The organism is Chromobacterium vaccinii, assembly GCF_000971335.1.
GTDB classification, from domain to species: Bacteria; Pseudomonadota; Gammaproteobacteria; order Burkholderiales; family Chromobacteriaceae; genus Chromobacterium; species Chromobacterium vaccinii.
The window spans coordinates 1-14,499 of record NZ_JZJL01000048.1; the positions used below are offsets into that span (position 1 = coordinate 1).

Consider the following 14,499-nt stretch of genomic DNA (forward strand, 5'->3'; position numbering starts at 1 on the left):
AAACGCGCCGCCGACGATGGTGGACGTGTCCGCTTGAGCAGTCGACGGCCAGTCCGGCCAAACTCAGCGAAATGATGACAAATGCGCGCTTCATGCGACTATCTCCGGTAAAAAACTGATGGCTTGCAGCATACTGGTTTGAGCGGCGGCCAACTGTATCAGATTGTTATTGAATGTAAATTCTATGTTAATGACAATTGTCGAATTGTTGCCGCATCGCGTTGACGCCGCGCCGCGCGCTGCCGAGAATGGGGTTTCTTACCTTTCCCGGAAGGGCTGCGATGGCCGATCTGGCTTCCTTGTGCCCCGGCGCGGCATGGCCGGACTACCAGGGCGGCGGGCTGCTCAATCTGATGCAGACGCTTAGCCTGGAATTGGGCGGACCCGACTTGGGCCATGCGCCGCTGGCATCCGGCGCGCTGGCCGGCATCGGCGGCCACCGCCATGTCTGCCTGATCCTGATCGACGGGCTGGGCGACGCCCAGTTGCGGCGGCTGGGGCCGAACAGCCGCCTGCGCGCATTGCAACGGGCGACGATCAGCAGCGTGTTTCCGCCCACCACCGCGGCGGCCGTCGCCACGGCGCTGACCGGCCGCTCGCCGGCCGAGCACGGCCTGATTGGCTGGCACCAGCTGCACGGCGAGGAAATCATCGCGCCCTTGCCCCTGTACGCCCGCCATCCGGCCGACGCCGGCGGGCAGGAGTCGCGGCGCGCGGCCACCCTGTACCGCGCGCGGCCGCTGTTCGACCGCCTGGCGCGGCCGGCGTTCCTTTATCTGCCGGATTTCATCGCCTATTCCCCATGCAGCCGCCACCACGCCGGCGGCGCGGAGCGCGTCGCCTACCGCGGGGGAATGGCCGACGGTTTCGCCCGGCTGGCGCGGCGGCTGGCGGACCCGCAGCCGGCCTTCCACTACCTGTATCTGCCGCAGCTGGACACGCTGATGCATGAGCAGGGGCCGGATTCCGATGCGGCGCGAGCGCTGCTGGCGGAAATCGACGCCGCTTTCGCCGCGCTGCTGGGCGAGGCCGAACGTTGCGGCGCGGCGATCGTCGCGATCGCCGATCACGGTTTCGTCGCCGCGCCGGACGCGCAATGGCTGGACGTGGACGCCGACCCGGAACTGTACGGCTTGCTGGCGCGGCCTCTGTCCGGCGAGACTCGGCTGGCTTACTGCCATCTGAAACCGGGCTGCGCCGCGCGCTTCATCGAACTGGCGCGGGAGCGGCTGGGCCATGCCTGTTGGGTGGTGGAAAGCCGCGAGCTGCGGACATCCGGCGTGTTTGGCCCGGGTTCGGCGCATCCGGACCTGGCTCGCCGTTGCGGCGATGTGGCGCTGATCGCCAAGCCCGGCTGGAATCTGCGCGACACGCTGCCGGGGGAGGAGACGCTGCGCCTCGCCGGCGTGCACGCCGGCGTCCATCCGGACGAGCAGGCGATTCCGCTGATCGTCTACCGGGCCTGAGCATCACATTTTTACAAGCGGGGCTGGCCGTAGCCGCCGCAGAATGGCCGCTTTTTTTCTGGATATCGCCGATGCAGTCGAAACAACGCAGGCCCGATCCAGGGCTGGAGCCATGGATACACAGTTACCGCCGCTATTGTTTCGGGCCGGATGATCCCGCGGTGCTGACGCTATTGCCGGGCACCGGCGCGGAGCTGTGGCTGGGCGCGGATGGCTCGGCGGGCTTGCTGTGTCCCCGCCGGCGGATGCTGCGGATCGCGCGGCCGGCGCTGCCGGTATTCGTGGTCCGTTTCCACGCCGGCGCGCTGCCGCAATTCTGTTCGCTTCCCTTGTCGCAGCTGGTGGACCGCGTCACGCCGCCGGCGCGCGCGTGGCCGGCGGCGGACGGTTTGTGGGCGGGAATCGAACGGGCCGATTTCGACGCGCAATGCGAGCTGGCCGGCCGTTTCCTGCGCGGACGGCTGCGGGCGGAGCCCGAGCTGGAGCGAATGCGGCGCCTGGCGCGGCGTATATTCGCCGACAGCGCCGGCTTCCAGTTGGGTACGCACGCGGCGGAGGCGGGCGTGGACCGGTTCGGCCTGTCTCGCCGTTTCCATGCCAGCCAGGGCGTGACCGCCAAGCTGTTTCACCGGCTGTGCCGGTTCGAGAGGTTTTTCCGCGACGCGGCGTTCCAGCCGCGGCCGGCCCTGGCCGGGCTGGCCTGGGAGCATGGCTATTGCGACCAATCCCATCTGCACCGCGACGCGCTGGCCTTCGGCGGGCAGCCGCCGGCGCGCTTGCTGCGCGATCCGGCGCTGTCCCTGTTTTATTCTCCGCTGGCCGGCGCTCGGGCCAGTTCGTCGCCGGAGCGGTGGCCGAGCAAGGGGTGAGGATCGAAGCGCACCGCGCCGACCGCGGCCAGTTCGCCGACCGCGGCGGCGACGATGGCGACGCCCTGGTGGCCGAAGCCGCCGCACAGCTCGATGGCGGCGCAGCCTTGCTCAGCCAATTCGCGGGCGACTTCGCCGGCCTGGCGGTAGCTGGAGACGGCGAGGGTGATGACCTCCACTTCCGGCGTAGCGGTGATGGCGCGATGGCGTTGTGGGTCGCCGTGGGGGGCGATGAAGATGAAGGCGGCTTTCAGGGCCATGGCGGTTTCCTTTGCTGGGTGTGGAAGCCCGAGCTTAAGCGGCGCCTCGCCCGGCGATCTTGGAAAAACGTGCGGCGTCGGACCTGAATATTCCTATGCGATTTTGTCGATGTTATGCTGATTGGTTTTTGAGGCGCGATGAAACATGGGATCGCGGCAGGCGTAATCGTCGAGCATGAGGACAGGATTCTGATGGTCCGGCATTGCAAGCCGGGCGCCTACGATTTCTGGGTGGCGCCGCGCTATGTCGGTCTGCGGCGGATGGCGTTCTATTAAGATGGGCGGAGGGGGCTGTTGGTCGAAGCCTCTTGCCTGAGTGTTCGATCTCGCAGCCGAGATTTGGCCAGATTGATTGATCGCAATGGAGAAGACGATGTTTCCCCTGATTGTGACCCTGGAGGCGATAACGGAGGCCGATGTGCCGGCCATCGCCGCCGCGCTGGCACGGATGCGTCCGCGGTGCCTGGCGGAGCCTGGCTGCCTGTTGTGGGAGGCCTACCATTCCGAGGCCGATCCCAAGGTGTTCGTGCTGGTCGAGCATTGGGAAAGCCGCGCGCGCTGGGAGGCGCACGGCAAGCTGGACGCGATCCAGACCATCTATCTGCCCGAGGTGCTGCCGCGAACCAGGCGCGCAGCCCATCCATCCACGCTGCTGGGCGCTTAGGCCCGCGTCTGAAAAGGTCACGCCGATGCTGGACAAGCCATTCGCCGAGGCACTGGCGCGGGAATGGATAGACGCCTGGAACAGCCATGATCTGGCGCGCATCCTGGCCCATTACCGCGACGATTTCGAAATGAGCTCGCCGTACATCGCCGAGATGGCCGGCGAAGCGTCCGGCCGGCTGCAGGGCAAGCCGGCGGTGGCCGCCTACTGGGCGGAGGCGCTGCGGCGGCTGCCAGACCTGCGTTTCGAGCATCTGGCCACGCTGACCGGAGCCGATTCGCTGACCATACATTACCGCGGCGCGCGCGGCCTGGCGGCCGAAGTGTTGTGGCTGGACGAGGCAGGAAAGATCCAGCGCGCGGCGGCGCATTACCAATGACCGCTTCATTGCCCGGCCGGGTGTTGATCGTAGGCGGCAGCGGCGCCGGCAAGAGCACGCTGGCGGCCAGGCTGGCCGCCGCCTCGGGCGCGCCGCTGGCTGAGCTGGACGCCTTGTTCTGGGGGCCGGGCTGGACGCGGCGCGAAGCGTTTTCCGCCGACGTGGCGGCGCTGGCGGCTCAGCCGCGCTGGGTGGCGGAAGGCAGCTACGCGTCGGCGCTGGAACGCTTGCTGCCGCGCGCCGAGCTGGTGATCTGGCTGGACTATCCCCGCGCGCTGCTGGCCTGGCGCATCGTCCGGCGCAGCCTGCGCCGGGCCTGGCGGCGGGAGGCGCTGGCGCACGGCAACCGCGAGACGCTGCGCGGCGCGCTGTTTTCGCGAGACTCGCTGCTGCTGTGGATGTGGCGCGGCTACGGCCGACGCCGCCTGGCGCTGTCGGACTTGCGGGATGCCCACTCCGGAGCGGCTTGGCTGGCGCCGCGCAGCCCGGCCGAGGCCAGGCGGCTGTTGGCGGGCATCTTGCCGGCGTGAGCCATCGTCCGTAGAATGCGCGCTTTCCCGCAAGGGAAAGTTTCGAGTATTCAATGTGTTAAGGACTAGCCGTGGCCGACATCAACCGCCTGGAAACCTGGATCAAGTACAAGAACGGCCTGTGCGGCGACTGCATGGCGTCCTGTTGCACGATGCCGGTGGAAGTGAAGCTGCCGGATCTGGTGCGCATCGGCGTGGTGGACGAGTTCGAGCTGGAAGAGCCGATCAAGAACATCGCCAAGCGGCTGGAAAAGCAGCGGGTGATCCAGCATTTCAATTTCAAGAACAGCCTGTTCACGCTGGCGCAGCGCGCCAACGGCGACTGCCTGTATCTGGATGCGCAGACCCGGCGCTGCACCATTTACGAGCGCCGCCCCAACACCTGCCGCAATCATCCCAAGATCGGCCCCAAGCCAGGTTTTTGCGCCTATACCCGCGACAGCCGTCCGCGTCAGAAGTAATTCATTTATCATGGCCGGTCGCCCTGCTGCCGGCGCCGCGCAGCGGGCATGGACTGGACCGCGTTCCACGTGGAACAGCGGCATGGCATCGGCCCCGCCACGGGCGGCGGCGGCCTATCGTTATCGAGGAGCGCGGCGATGCAGGCGATTTTTCCCTTGCTGGCCTTTCTGGTCGGGGTGGTGGTGCCGCTGCAGGCGGCGGTCAACAACCAGTTGCGCCTGTTGCTGGGCAACAGCACCTTGCTGGCGGCGCTGGTGTCGTTCGGCACCGGCTGCCTGACGCTGGCGCTATTGTCGCTGGCGACTGGCCAGCGTTGGCAAAATCTGGCGGCGCTGGCTCGCGTCGAATGGTGGATGTTGCTGGGCGGAGTGTTGGGCGCGGGTTTCGTGTTCGGCACCACCTTGCTGGCGCCGCGCCTGGGCGTGGCGACCATGGTTTCCCTGATCATCGCGGGACAGGTGTTCACTTCGTTGTGCTTCGACCGTTTTGGCTGGCTGATGATGCCCTTGCGCGAGTTGAGCGCGGCCAAGCTGACTGGCGCGGCGCTGGTGGTGGCGGGCGTGCTGCTGGTGAATTTTGGCGACCGCTGGTTCGGCCGCTGAAATGCGATCCCGCCGGGCGGGCCGGCGGGATCGTGGGGTGTTTACTGCTGGGTGGACGGCGCTTGCGGAGCCGGCGCCTGGACCGGCGCCGGCGGGGCCGGGTTCATGTCCTGCAGCGACAGCGGCACGCTGGGCGGCACGGCGGGATTGTCGAAGGGGCGGACATTGGCGTCCTGGGCGCTGGCGAAGGCGCTGGCCAGCAATAACGCCAGCGAGGTCATGAGCAGTCTGAGCATGGCGGAATCCTTTGATGTTGTTGAACGGATCGCCCTCGGTTTTCCTGTTGCGGCCCCGGAAATGTATTGGGCGTACTTTCATTATTAATGCCAATTCGACCGAAGATGTTGCCGGCAATTCCCTTTTTGTTTCAATATGTTAAATGGTTTGTTCGTTGAGTGATTTTGCCTGGATGGCATGGCTCTCAATAGGGCGGAGGCGGCGGCAAGTAGGCGCGCCGCGCCGGGTATTGGCCTGGCAGCTGGTTGCCCTTCGCGTACATGCATTGCTGGTAGGCGATGTTGTAGCGGGTTTGCGCATCGTAGCCGGCATAAGCGCCGCTGGAGCCGCCCACCGCGGTGCCGGCCAGCAGTCCCATGCCGGCGCCGACGCCGGCGCCTTGGTGGTTGCCGCCTATCAGCGCGCCGGCCGCGGCGCCCACCACGGTGCCCAGCGCCATATTGCCGGCCAGCGTGGCGTTGGACGCGTCGGCGGCCGCCGCGCCGCTGTTGCCGGCGGCGTAGGCCCGGCATTGCTGCTCTTCCTGCGCGAATACGTCGAACGGCTTGCCCGGCGCCGGCATCACCGCCACTGTCGGGCCGGTGGGCAGCGCGGCGCAGGCGGCCAGCAGCGACGGCAGCAGCATCATGCAATAGCGTGCGTTCATGGCGTTTCCTTCCGGCTTATCTGGGCGGCTGCGCCGGCACGGTCTTCCAACCGCCAGGACATTCGCTGACATACGGGTAGTACTGTTTGGCCGCCTTGCAGTAGTACCAGACCTGGGCCGGCTCCTGCGGCGCGGCGGCGACCGGCGGGGCCATCGGCACCGCAGGGACGACGGGCACGGCCGGGGCCACGGCGATGGCGGGCGGCGCGTACAGGCTGGGGTAGGGATAGATGGGCGCGGTGTAGAAGTACCAGGCGCCTCCGACCACCCACCACCAGCCCATCCGGCCCTGGTAGTAGCCGTGGTGCCAGTAGCCGCCGCGCCAGACGTTGATGCTGATGCGCGGACCGCCGTGGTGGTAGTACGCCTCGGCGGGAGCGACGGCGGCCACGGCCAGCGCGGCGGCCAGCAGCGCGCCGCTCAAGCGGATGCAGCCTTTCATGATGGGCCTCTTTCGGTCGGTTGCCGCGCGGCCCGGCGAGCCGGCGCGGGCGGGATCGAATCGCGGGATCAGCCGTTGGCCGGGGCCGCGCCTTCCGGTTTCTTATGATGCTGCCACTTGCCGCGCGGGCCGTGCAGATTGTCCATGGTCTTTTGCTGTTCCGGCGTCAGCTGCGCGTAGAAGGCCTTCAGCGCGTCCAGGCGCTGCTGCATCCGGGCTTGCTGGCGCTGCATCATGCTTTCCATCTTCTCCGGCGCGGTGGCCTTGTCGTCCATCGCCGGCTTTTCCATCTTTTCCGGCTTCATCGACGCGGCGAAGGTTTGCCAGGCGGCTTCCTGCTGCGGCTGGATCTTCAGTTTGTCGTGCAGCGCCTGCAGGTGCTTGGCGCGCATTTCTTCGTGCTTGGCCGGGTCCATGTGCCAGCCCTTGTGGGCGGCGGGAGCGGCAGGGGCATCGTCGGCGTAGGCGGCGGCGGAACCCGCGAACAGCAGGCCGGCGATGAGCAGGGGTTTGAGCAGCTGGGTCATGACGGTTTCCCTTCGTGTGAGCTGTTGGTGGCTGCAGTATTGGATGCAAATGTCAGGCGAGTTTTGCCGTGGAAATCGCTTATGTTTATGACTGTTAATCTGCAATAACTTGTTGATACTCTTGCCATCGAGAGGTGGGGGCGGCAGTGGTGGGCTACAGTGAAAGCTGCGGACAACCGGGAGATCTGCATGGCGGAAACCGACAAGGGGGGATGGTGGTCGCTGGGCCAGCACTGGGCCGACTACTGGACTGACGCCGTCCAGCGCGGCCTGCTGTTCTGCGATGTGCTGCGCGAGCGCGGCGACACCTATCTGGAGCACCAGGCGTCCGGCAATCCGCCGGTGCTGGTGTTCGATTTCGACATCATCGTCGACGGCCGCGAGCTGGACAAGCCGGTCAACTACGCGCTGGCGGCGATCCGCCCGCCGGCCAACTGCCCGCCGACCGATCCGGAGCTGCGGCCGTTCGTGGTGATAGATCCGCGCGCCGGCCATGGGCCCGGCATCGGCGGCTTCAAGATGGACAGCGAGATCGGCATCGCGCTGCGCCAGGGCCATCCCTGCTATTTCGTGATGTTTTTCCCGGTGCCGGTGCCCGGCCAGACCATAGAGTGCGTGTGGCGGGCGGAAAAGGCTTTTCTGCGCCGGGTGCGCGAGGCGCATCCGGGCAACGCCGGCAAGCCGTTCGTGATCGGCAACTGCCAGGGCGGCTGGGCGCTGACGATGGTGGCGGCCTCGGCGCCGGAAGACGTCGGCCCCATCCTGCTGGCCGGCTCGCCGTTGTCCTACTGGGCCGGCGTGGCCGGAAAGAACCCGATGCGCTACCAGGGCGGCATGCTGGGCGGCACCTGGCTGGCTTCGCTGACCGGCGACCTGGGCCACGGCCAGTTCGACGGCGCGCACCTGGTTTCCAATTTCGAGCAGATGGATCCGGCCAACACCTATTGGAAGAAGGGCTACCACCTGTACGCCAACATCGACAAGGAGCGCAACCGCTTCCTGGAGTTCGAGCGCTGGTGGGGCGGCCATTACCTGCTCAACAAGGAAGAGATGGAGTGGATCAGCCAGAACCTGTTCGTCGGCAACCGGTTGAGCCGCGGCGAGGTGTACCTGGACGACGGCGCGGTGCGGATCGACCTCAGGCAAATCCGCTCGCCCATCATCGTGTTCGCGTCCTGGGGCGACAACATCACGCCGCCGCAGCAGGCGCTGTACTGGATCGCCGACCTGTACCGGGACGTGGAGGAAATCCGCGGCAACGAGCAGACCATTGTCTACTGCCTGCACGAGCAGATCGGCCACCTCGGCATCTTCGTGTCCGCCGGCGTCGCCAACAAGGAGCACAGCGAGCTGGCCAGCGCGCTGGACCTGATCGACGTGCTGCCGCCCGGCCTCTATGAGGCGGTGATCACCGACACCTATCCGGAGATGCCCGGCCTGCAGTATCTGCAGGGCCGCTACGTGATCCGCTTCGAGCCGCGCGAGGTGGCGGACATCCTGGCGCTGGGCGACGGCCGCGACGGCGAGCGCGCGTTCCAGGTGGTGAAGCGGGTGGCGGAGATCAACCAGCAGCTGTACGACAGCTTCGTGTCGCCGTGGCTGCAGGCCTGCACCACGCCGTGGACCGCGCACCTGATGCGGGAGATGCACCCGTCGCGCTTCGAGCGGCGCTGGTTCTCCAGCCGCAACCCCTTGCTGAACGGTTTGTCGGACTGGGCCGGCAAGGTAAAGGAGGCGCGCAAGCCGGTGGACGGCGACAACCCGTTCTGGCAATGGCAGCAGACCGTGTCCGACTGGACCGCCAGCTTGCTGGACGGCTGGCGCGACCAGCGCGACGCGATGAAGGAAATGACCTTCCGCGCCGTCTACGACGCGCCGCTGACCGCCGCTCTGGTGGGCCTGGATCCGCGCCGGCCCTATCGGGTGCGCAGCCACGGCGGCGGCTGGGAGCGCGAGGAAATGCTGCGCCTGAAGCGGCGCGAGCTGGAGGAGCACTATTCCGAAGGCGGCGCGGTGGACGGTTTCCTGCGCCTGCTGATCTACGTCGCCATCGGCAACGGCGTGGTCGACGTGCGGCCATTCAACGCGATACGCCGGGTGATGCAGGACACCGGCCTGGGCGAGGAGTTGACGCTGGAAGCCTTCAAGCAGGCGGTGCGGCGCCAGACCTGGCTGGTGCGCAACGACGAAAAGCGCGCGCTGGCCACCATCCAGGACCTGTTGCCCGGAGAAGCGCAGCGGGCGATGGCGCTGGAGCTGGTGATGCTGCTGCTGGCGGCGGCCGGGCCGATCAGCGTGGAGAAGCAGCAGCGGCTGGGCCGGGTGGCGCTGGCGATGGGAGTCACCGCCGGCGAGGTGCCGGACGCCGGGGAGGCGGTGGTGCTGAAAAAGCCGCGCGCGACGCGCAGCCGCAACAAGACGGCGGCCAAGTAGCTTTGCCAGCGGACGGGCGGCGGCTTACACTCGCCGCTTTTGCTTTTACAGGATGCTTTCGATGAGCGGCCAGGCCAATAATTCCACCCACGGCGTCACGCTGGAAATGATGCTGAACCAGTTGCACGCGCATTACGGCTGGGAAGAGCTGGCGGCGCGCATCGACATCCGCTGCTTCCGCAACGATCCCAGCATCAAGTCCAGCCTGGTGTTTCTGCGCCGCACGCCGTGGGCGCGCGCGCAGGTGGAGGCGCTGTTCGTTGAAATGAAGAGTCGGCCGGCGGACTCCCGGCCGCGCTTGTTCGGCAAGAAGGCCGGCTGACATCCGATCGCCTCTTGCCGCGTTATGTTGAACAAGGCGGCGGATGGTCCGGCGCCGGCCAAGGGGAACAATATGGAAGTCGAAATCAGCGTGGAAGCGGAGAAGAAGCGCCTGAACAGCTGGGTGGCGCTGACTGTGGTGTTGTTGTCGGTGCTGATGGGCCTGGGCAAGCTGAAAGACGACAATATCGTCCAGGCGCGCCAGCTGCTGAAGGCCGACGCGGCGGACGCCTGGTCGGAGTACCAGGCCAAGAAGATCAAGCTGCACCTGACCGAGGCCGGCATGCGCCAGGCGGAGCTGCTGGCGCTGGCGAACCCGGCCAGCGCGGCGGCGCTGAAGCCGCAGCAGGAGCAATTGCGGCATGAGCTGGCGCGCTACAAGGCCGAAAGCGAGGCGCTGCGCGGCAAGGCCGAAGCCAAGGAAGGCTCGATCGAGCCGCTGAACGCGCGGCACGACCTGTTCGACATCAGCGACGCCGGCTTGTCGATCGCGGTGGCCTGCGCGGCGGTGGCGGCGCTGTCGGCCAACCTGCTGCCGTTGTTCGCGTCCTGGGGTTTCGGCGCGCTCGGCATCCTGTTCTGGCTGGCCGGCTTCGCCGGCTGGAACCTGCGCATCGAGTGGCTGATCAGCCTGCTGGGCTGACGGCGAAACCCTGGCGGGAAGGGGGTTGCAATCGGCATGGTTTTGGATCAGGCTGGCGCGATTGCGGTTTGTCCCATCCTTCCCACAGGAGCATAGCGATGAAACTGTACTTCTCCCCCGGCGCTTGTTCGCTGGCCTCGCACATCGTCCTGTTCGCCAGCGGCCTGCCGTTCAGCGCGGAATCGGTCAGCCTGCGCGACGTGCCGCACACCACCGCCGGCGGCGCCGACTTCTCCGCCATCAATCCCAAGGGCTACGTGCCGGCGCTGCAGCTGGACAACGGCGAACTGCTGACCGAGGGCGTGGCCATCATGCAGTATATCGCCGACCAGGTTCCCGACAAGCAACTGGCGCCGGCCAATGGCACGCTGCCGCGCTACCGGCTGCAGGAATGGCTGAACTTCATCTCCACCGAAGTCCACAAGAACTTCTCGCCGATCTTTTCCGGCAAGACCGACGAGGTCAAGGAAGACGCCTGGGCGCGTCTGCAGCCGCGGTTCGCGCTGCTGCAGGCGCAGCTGGAGAAGACGCCTTACCTGCTGGGCGGCCAGTTCAGCGTGGCCGACGCCTATCTGTTCACCTGCCTGTCCTGGGCGCAGTATCTGCAGCGCTCGCTGGCGGCCTACCCGGCGCTGCTGGCTTTCCTGAAGCGGGTGGCCGAGTTGCCGGCGACCCAGCAGGCGCTGAAGGCTGAAGGCCTGCTCAAGTAAGCCCTCGCAAGCGCATGCGATGCCCGGCCCGCGCCGGGCATTTTGCTTGGCGCGGCGGGGAGGGATCGGCTCCGGCGTATAATGCGGACGCAATAAAAACACTCAAAAGGCCTCCCGTGATGAAATCCGCGCCGCTTTTCGCCTCTCTCGCCGCCGTGTTCGCCGCCTCCGCCTGGACTGCGCCGGTCCAGCTGCGGGTGCTGGAAACCTCCGACGTCCACATGAACCTGCTGGCCTACGACTATTACCAGGACAAGCCGGCGGCCGAGTTCGGCCTGGAGCGCACCGCCAGCCTGATCGCCGCGGCGCGCGCCGAGTCGCCCAACAGCCTGCTGATCGACAACGGCGATCTGCTGCAGGGCAGCCCAATGGGCGATCTGGTGGCCAAAATCAAGCCACTGAAGGCCGGCGAAACCCACCCGGCCTACAAGGTGCTCAACGCGCTGGGCTACGACGCCGGCAATCTGGGCAATCACGAATTCAACTACGGCCTGCCTTTCCTGCAGCAGTCGCTGAAGGGCGCGGCCTTCCCCTACGTCAACGCCAACGTGCTGGACGCCAGGAACGGGCAGCCGCTGTTCACGCCCTATGTCCTGCTCAAGCGCGAAGTGAAGGACGATGAGGGCAAGGCCCATGCGTTGACCATCGCCGTGATCGGCTTCGCCCCGCCGCAGATTTTGCAGTGGGACAAGAACACTCTGCAGGGCAAGGCCACGGTGCGCGACATCCTGGAAACCGCGCGCGACTACGTGCCCAAGATGCGCGCCGCCGGCGCCGACCTGGTGATCGCGGTGCCGCATTCGGGTTTCGAGAAGGGCGAGCTGCCGCGCTTCGCCGAAAACGCGGTGTCGGGGCTGGCCGAGGTGCCGGGCATCGACGCCATCCTGTTCGGCCACGCCCATGCCGAGTTTCCGTCCGCCGCTTTCGCCGGCTATCCCGGCGTGGACCTGCAGGCCGGCACCATCCACGGCGTGCCGGCGGCGATGCCGGGCCGCTGGGGCGACCACCTGGGCGTGATCGACCTGACGCTGGAGCAGGCGGACGGCAAGTGGCGGGTGGTCGGCAAGCGGGCGACGCTCAGGCCCATTTTCGACAAACAGGCGAAGAAGCCGCTGGCGGACATCGATCCGCGCGTGAAGGCGTTGATCGGACCCGAACACCAGGCGACGCTGGACTACGTGCGCGGCGAGGTGGCCGCCACCCGCCGGCCGATCTACAGCTACTTCGCCCAGGCGGCCGACGATCCGTCGGTGGCCATCGTCGCCGAGGCGCAGCGCTGCTACATGCAAAAAGCGCTGCAGGGCACCGAGTACGAACACCTGCCCATCCTGTCCGCCGCCGCGCCGTTCAAGGCCGGCGGCCGCCAGGGCTGGAATTACTACACCGATATCCCGGCCGGCAAGCTGGCCATCCGCAACCTGGCCGACCTCTACATCTATCCCAACACCATCAAGGCGGTGAAGGTCACCGGCGCCGACGTGCGCGAGTGGCTGGAGATGTCGGCCGGCCAGTTCAATCGCATCGACCCCAAGGGCCCGGCGGCGCAGGAACTGATCAACCCGGCGTTCCGCTCCTACAATTTCGACAGCCTGTACGGCGTCAGCTACCAGGTCGACGTCACCCAGCCGGCGCGCTACGATGGCGACGGCAAGCTGGCGGCGCCGGGCAGCCACCGCATCGTCAACCTGACCTTCAACGGCAAGCCGATCGATCCCGCGCAGCGCTTCATCGTGGTGACCAACAATTACCGCGCCAGCGGCGGCGGCAACTTCCCCGGCATCAGCGCCGACAAGATCGTGGTGGACGCGCCGGACGAGAACCGCGCCGCGCTGGCGAGTTATCTCGCCAGCAAGAAAGTGATCGACCTGGGGCAGGGCCGGAACTGGCGCGTGCTGCCGGTGGCCGGCGTCGGCCTGCGGTTTACCACCGGCGCGGGGGCGATGCGCTATCTGCCGGAGCAGAAGCAGTTCAAGCTGGCGCGGGACAACGGCGACGGCTCGGTGACGCTGGAGCTGGCGGAGTAAAGCGGTCGCGAACCGGGTTTTGCCGGCCGCGGGCAGCGGCTGGCGTTCCACGTGAAACGAGAAAGTGATGATGACTCAAGACAAGCTGATCGATGTCGGCGGCCTGACCGCCGCCTTGCAGCGCTTCGCCGACGAGCGCGGCTGGAACCGGCATCATTCGCCGCGCAATCTGTTGCTGGCGCTGGTGGGCGAGGTGGGTGAGCTGGCGGAGATCTTCCAGTGGCTGGATGACGACGCTGCGGCGCGGTTGCGCGAAGACCCGGCCAAGTTCACCCATCTGCAAGAAGAGATCGCCGACGTGCTGCTGTATCTGACGCGGCTGGCGATGGTGGCCGGCGTCGATCTGGACGAGGCGGTTCGGGATAAGATGGTCAAGAACGCAATAAAATATCCGGTGGCTTGACCCTTACGCTATAGTGGCCATGGGGCATGGCCCGGCGGCAAGGAAGCGGTGGATGAGCGTGACGGAAAGGCAAGTGCAGTATCTGCGGCAACTGGTGGGCGGCGCGCGGCGCATCGCGGTATTGACCGGCGCCGGCATGAGCACCGAATCCGGCATCCCCGACTTCCGCTCCGCCGACGGCCTGTGGTCCAGGGACATGAGCCTGGCCGACGCGGTATCGGTGGACTACTTCCAGCGCGACCCCGTCGCCTTCTGGCGCGCCTTCCGCGACATCTTCCACATCAAGCTGGTGGGCGACTACCAGCCCAACGACGGCCACCGCTTCCTCGCCGCGCTGGAGGAGGACGGCAAGGAAGTTACCATCCTCACCCAGAACATCGACGGCCTGCACGGGCGGGCCGGCAGCCGCCGCGTGCTGGAGCTGCACGGCACGCTGCTGACCGCCAGCTGCCCTGATTGCCGCACGCCGCATCCGCTGGATTACGTGCAGCAGCATGAGCTTCCGGCTTGCCGCCGCTGCGGCGCGGCGTTGAAGCCGGACGTGGTGCTGTACGGCGAGGCGGTGCCGATGATAGACGTGGCCTTCCAGGCGGCGCTTAACGCCGAGCTGCTGCTGGTGATGGGCTCGTCGCTGGAAGTGTCGCCGGTCAATCTGATCCCGGTGGAGGCGGCGCGGGCCGGCATTCCCTGCGCGCTGATCAACTACACGCCCACCCGTTTCGACGCCTTGTTCGACCTGTGCATCCACGCCGGCATCGGCGAAACCTGTCGCCAGCTGCGCTCCTGATCCCTTTGGCATGATGCCGGACCCGCGCTTATCTTGAGAAGGCCGCCGTTTGCGGCGTTTCAAGGGGACGGGCAATGGATCGCATCCATTGGAA

General features: G+C 66.9%; 20 protein-coding genes. 15 read left to right on the forward strand and 5 right to left on the reverse strand.

Annotation, left to right across the window (positions count from 1 at the left end; all coding sequences use genetic code 11):
* Positions 1-281: 281 nt before the first annotated feature.
* A complete protein-coding gene (locus VL52_RS18900; RefSeq protein ID WP_046158494.1) occupies positions 282-1,466 on the forward strand; it encodes an alkaline phosphatase family protein in 1,185 nt (394 codons plus the stop codon).
* 71 nt (positions 1,467-1,537) lie between these two features.
* Positions 1,538-2,335, forward strand: coding sequence for a helix-turn-helix domain-containing protein (locus VL52_RS18905; protein WP_046158495.1), 798 nt, complete (start codon positions 1,538-1,540; stop codon positions 2,333-2,335).
* Here the strand turns inward: VL52_RS18905 and VL52_RS18910 are convergent.
* The gene (locus VL52_RS18910) at positions 2,272-2,595 is read right to left on the reverse strand and encodes a DUF6506 family protein (protein WP_046158496.1); all 324 of its coding nucleotides are present in this window, start codon (positions 2,593-2,595) and stop codon (positions 2,272-2,274) included. The two genes, VL52_RS18905 and VL52_RS18910, sit on opposite strands and share 64 nt — an antisense overlap.
* Positions 2,596-2,733: 138 nt before the next feature.
* On the opposite strand from VL52_RS18910, the gene VL52_RS25080 reads away from it, so the two are divergent.
* The 6 genes from VL52_RS25080 to VL52_RS18935 all read left to right on the forward strand — a co-directional run bounded on the left by VL52_RS25080 (position 2,734) and on the right by VL52_RS18935 (position 5,232).
* Positions 2,734-2,871 carry an NUDIX hydrolase gene (locus VL52_RS25080; protein ID WP_160298967.1) on the forward strand — a complete coding sequence of 46 codons (138 nt, stop codon included), beginning with the start codon at positions 2,734-2,736 and terminating at the stop codon, positions 2,869-2,871.
* Between the two features lie 97 nt (positions 2,872-2,968).
* Positions 2,969-3,259: a putative quinol monooxygenase gene (locus tag VL52_RS18915; protein WP_046158497.1), complete on the forward strand. Its 291-nt coding sequence runs from the start codon at positions 2,969-2,971 to the stop codon at positions 3,257-3,259.
* Between the two features lie 25 nt (positions 3,260-3,284).
* Positions 3,285-3,638 (forward strand): nuclear transport factor 2 family protein, encoded by a 354-nt coding sequence (locus tag VL52_RS18920; RefSeq protein ID WP_046158498.1) that lies wholly within the window; start codon positions 3,285-3,287, stop codon positions 3,636-3,638.
* Positions 3,635-4,168 carry a P-loop NTPase family protein gene (locus VL52_RS18925; RefSeq protein ID WP_046158499.1) on the forward strand — a complete coding sequence of 178 codons (534 nt, stop codon included), beginning with the start codon at positions 3,635-3,637 and terminating at the stop codon, positions 4,166-4,168. Before VL52_RS18920 ends, VL52_RS18925 begins: the two co-directional genes overlap by 4 nt.
* Before the next feature lie 71 nt (positions 4,169-4,239).
* On the forward strand, positions 4,240-4,629 hold the full coding sequence (locus VL52_RS18930; protein ID WP_046158500.1) for a YkgJ family cysteine cluster protein: 390 nt from the start codon (positions 4,240-4,242) through the stop codon (positions 4,627-4,629).
* 48 nt (positions 4,630-4,677) lie between these two features.
* The gene (locus tag VL52_RS18935; protein WP_052717661.1) at positions 4,678-5,232 is read left to right on the forward strand and encodes a DMT family transporter; all 555 of its coding nucleotides are present in this window, start codon (positions 4,678-4,680) and stop codon (positions 5,230-5,232) included.
* A gap of 41 nt (positions 5,233-5,273) precedes the next feature.
* Here the strand turns inward: VL52_RS18935 and VL52_RS18940 are convergent, their stop codons facing one another.
* From VL52_RS18940 to VL52_RS18955, 4 genes are all read right to left on the reverse strand, one after another.
* On the reverse strand, positions 5,274-5,468 hold the full coding sequence (locus VL52_RS18940) for a hypothetical protein (RefSeq protein WP_021476107.1): 195 nt from the start codon (positions 5,466-5,468) through the stop codon (positions 5,274-5,276).
* Between the two features lie 185 nt (positions 5,469-5,653).
* On the reverse strand, positions 5,654-6,115 hold the full coding sequence (locus tag VL52_RS18945) for a glycine zipper family protein (RefSeq protein ID WP_046158502.1): 462 nt from the start codon (positions 6,113-6,115) through the stop codon (positions 5,654-5,656).
* 16 nt (positions 6,116-6,131) lie between these two features.
* Positions 6,132-6,557 (reverse strand): hypothetical protein, encoded by a 426-nt coding sequence (locus VL52_RS18950; protein WP_052717660.1) that lies wholly within the window; start codon positions 6,555-6,557, stop codon positions 6,132-6,134.
* Positions 6,558-6,625: 68 nt separating this feature from the next.
* Positions 6,626-7,084, reverse strand: a complete 459-nt coding sequence (locus VL52_RS18955) for a Spy/CpxP family protein refolding chaperone (RefSeq protein ID WP_046158503.1) — start codon at positions 7,082-7,084, stop codon at positions 6,626-6,628.
* A 189-nt stretch (positions 7,085-7,273) separates the two neighbouring features.
* Between VL52_RS18955 and VL52_RS18960 the strand changes: the two genes are divergently transcribed.
* The 7 genes from VL52_RS18960 to VL52_RS18990 all read left to right on the forward strand — a co-directional run bounded on the left by VL52_RS18960 (position 7,274) and on the right by VL52_RS18990 (position 14,405).
* Positions 7,274-9,517 (forward strand): DUF3141 domain-containing protein, encoded by a 2,244-nt coding sequence (locus VL52_RS18960; RefSeq protein ID WP_046158504.1) that lies wholly within the window; start codon positions 7,274-7,276, stop codon positions 9,515-9,517.
* A gap of 61 nt (positions 9,518-9,578) precedes the next feature.
* Positions 9,579-9,839, forward strand: a complete 261-nt coding sequence (locus tag VL52_RS18965; protein ID WP_046158505.1) for a VF530 family protein — start codon at positions 9,579-9,581, stop codon at positions 9,837-9,839.
* A gap of 72 nt (positions 9,840-9,911) precedes the next feature.
* Positions 9,912-10,481, forward strand: coding sequence for a DUF4337 domain-containing protein (locus tag VL52_RS18970; protein ID WP_046158521.1), 570 nt, complete (start codon positions 9,912-9,914; stop codon positions 10,479-10,481).
* Between the two features lie 98 nt (positions 10,482-10,579).
* Entirely contained in the window at positions 10,580-11,191 is a 612-nt protein-coding gene (gene gstA / locus VL52_RS18975) for a glutathione transferase GstA (RefSeq protein ID WP_046158506.1), read from the forward strand.
* A 119-nt stretch (positions 11,192-11,310) separates the two neighbouring features.
* Entirely contained in the window at positions 11,311-13,215 is a 1,905-nt protein-coding gene (locus VL52_RS18980) for a bifunctional 2',3'-cyclic-nucleotide 2'-phosphodiesterase/3'-nucleotidase (protein WP_046158507.1), read from the forward strand.
* Between the two features lie 67 nt (positions 13,216-13,282).
* Entirely contained in the window at positions 13,283-13,618 is a 336-nt protein-coding gene (locus VL52_RS18985; RefSeq protein ID WP_235429334.1) for a nucleotide pyrophosphohydrolase, read from the forward strand.
* A gap of 52 nt (positions 13,619-13,670) precedes the next feature.
* Positions 13,671-14,405: an NAD-dependent protein deacylase gene (locus VL52_RS18990; RefSeq protein WP_046158508.1), complete on the forward strand. Its 735-nt coding sequence runs from the start codon at positions 13,671-13,673 to the stop codon at positions 14,403-14,405.
* Positions 14,406-14,499: the final 94 nt, after the last annotated feature.

What these genes read in the sequence shown, in the direction of transcription:
- VL52_RS18900 (WP_046158494.1), top strand. Translation starts at nt 282, where the DNA reads ATGGCCGATCTGGCTTCCTTGTGCCCCGGCGCGGCATGGCCGGACTAC.
- VL52_RS18905 (WP_046158495.1), top strand. Translation starts at nt 1,538, where the DNA reads ATGCAGTCGAAACAACGCAGGCCCGATCCAGGGCTGGAGCCATGGATA.
- VL52_RS18910 (WP_046158496.1), bottom strand. Translation starts at nt 2,595, where the DNA reads ATGGCCCTGAAAGCCGCCTTCATCTTCATCGCCCCCCACGGCGACCCA.
- VL52_RS25080 (WP_160298967.1), top strand. Translation starts at nt 2,734, where the DNA reads ATGAAACATGGGATCGCGGCAGGCGTAATCGTCGAGCATGAGGACAGG.
- VL52_RS18915 (WP_046158497.1), top strand. Translation starts at nt 2,969, where the DNA reads ATGTTTCCCCTGATTGTGACCCTGGAGGCGATAACGGAGGCCGATGTG.
- VL52_RS18920 (WP_046158498.1), top strand. Translation starts at nt 3,285, where the DNA reads ATGCTGGACAAGCCATTCGCCGAGGCACTGGCGCGGGAATGGATAGAC.
- VL52_RS18925 (WP_046158499.1), top strand. Translation starts at nt 3,635, where the DNA reads ATGACCGCTTCATTGCCCGGCCGGGTGTTGATCGTAGGCGGCAGCGGC.
- VL52_RS18935 (WP_052717661.1), top strand. Translation starts at nt 4,678, where the DNA reads ATGGACTGGACCGCGTTCCACGTGGAACAGCGGCATGGCATCGGCCCC.
- VL52_RS18940 (WP_021476107.1), bottom strand. Translation starts at nt 5,468, where the DNA reads ATGCTCAGACTGCTCATGACCTCGCTGGCGTTATTGCTGGCCAGCGCC.
- VL52_RS18945 (WP_046158502.1), bottom strand. Translation starts at nt 6,115, where the DNA reads ATGAACGCACGCTATTGCATGATGCTGCTGCCGTCGCTGCTGGCCGCC.
- VL52_RS18950 (WP_052717660.1), bottom strand. Translation starts at nt 6,557, where the DNA reads ATGAAAGGCTGCATCCGCTTGAGCGGCGCGCTGCTGGCCGCCGCGCTG.
- VL52_RS18955 (WP_046158503.1), bottom strand. Translation starts at nt 7,084, where the DNA reads ATGACCCAGCTGCTCAAACCCCTGCTCATCGCCGGCCTGCTGTTCGCG.
- VL52_RS18960 (WP_046158504.1), top strand. Translation starts at nt 7,274, where the DNA reads ATGGCGGAAACCGACAAGGGGGGATGGTGGTCGCTGGGCCAGCACTGG.
- VL52_RS18965 (WP_046158505.1), top strand. Translation starts at nt 9,579, where the DNA reads ATGAGCGGCCAGGCCAATAATTCCACCCACGGCGTCACGCTGGAAATG.
- VL52_RS18970 (WP_046158521.1), top strand. Translation starts at nt 9,912, where the DNA reads ATGGAAGTCGAAATCAGCGTGGAAGCGGAGAAGAAGCGCCTGAACAGC.
- gstA (WP_046158506.1), top strand. Translation starts at nt 10,580, where the DNA reads ATGAAACTGTACTTCTCCCCCGGCGCTTGTTCGCTGGCCTCGCACATC.
- VL52_RS18980 (WP_046158507.1), top strand. Translation starts at nt 11,311, where the DNA reads ATGAAATCCGCGCCGCTTTTCGCCTCTCTCGCCGCCGTGTTCGCCGCC.
- VL52_RS18985 (WP_235429334.1), top strand. Translation starts at nt 13,283, where the DNA reads ATGATGACTCAAGACAAGCTGATCGATGTCGGCGGCCTGACCGCCGCC.
- VL52_RS18990 (WP_046158508.1), top strand. Translation starts at nt 13,671, where the DNA reads ATGAGCGTGACGGAAAGGCAAGTGCAGTATCTGCGGCAACTGGTGGGC.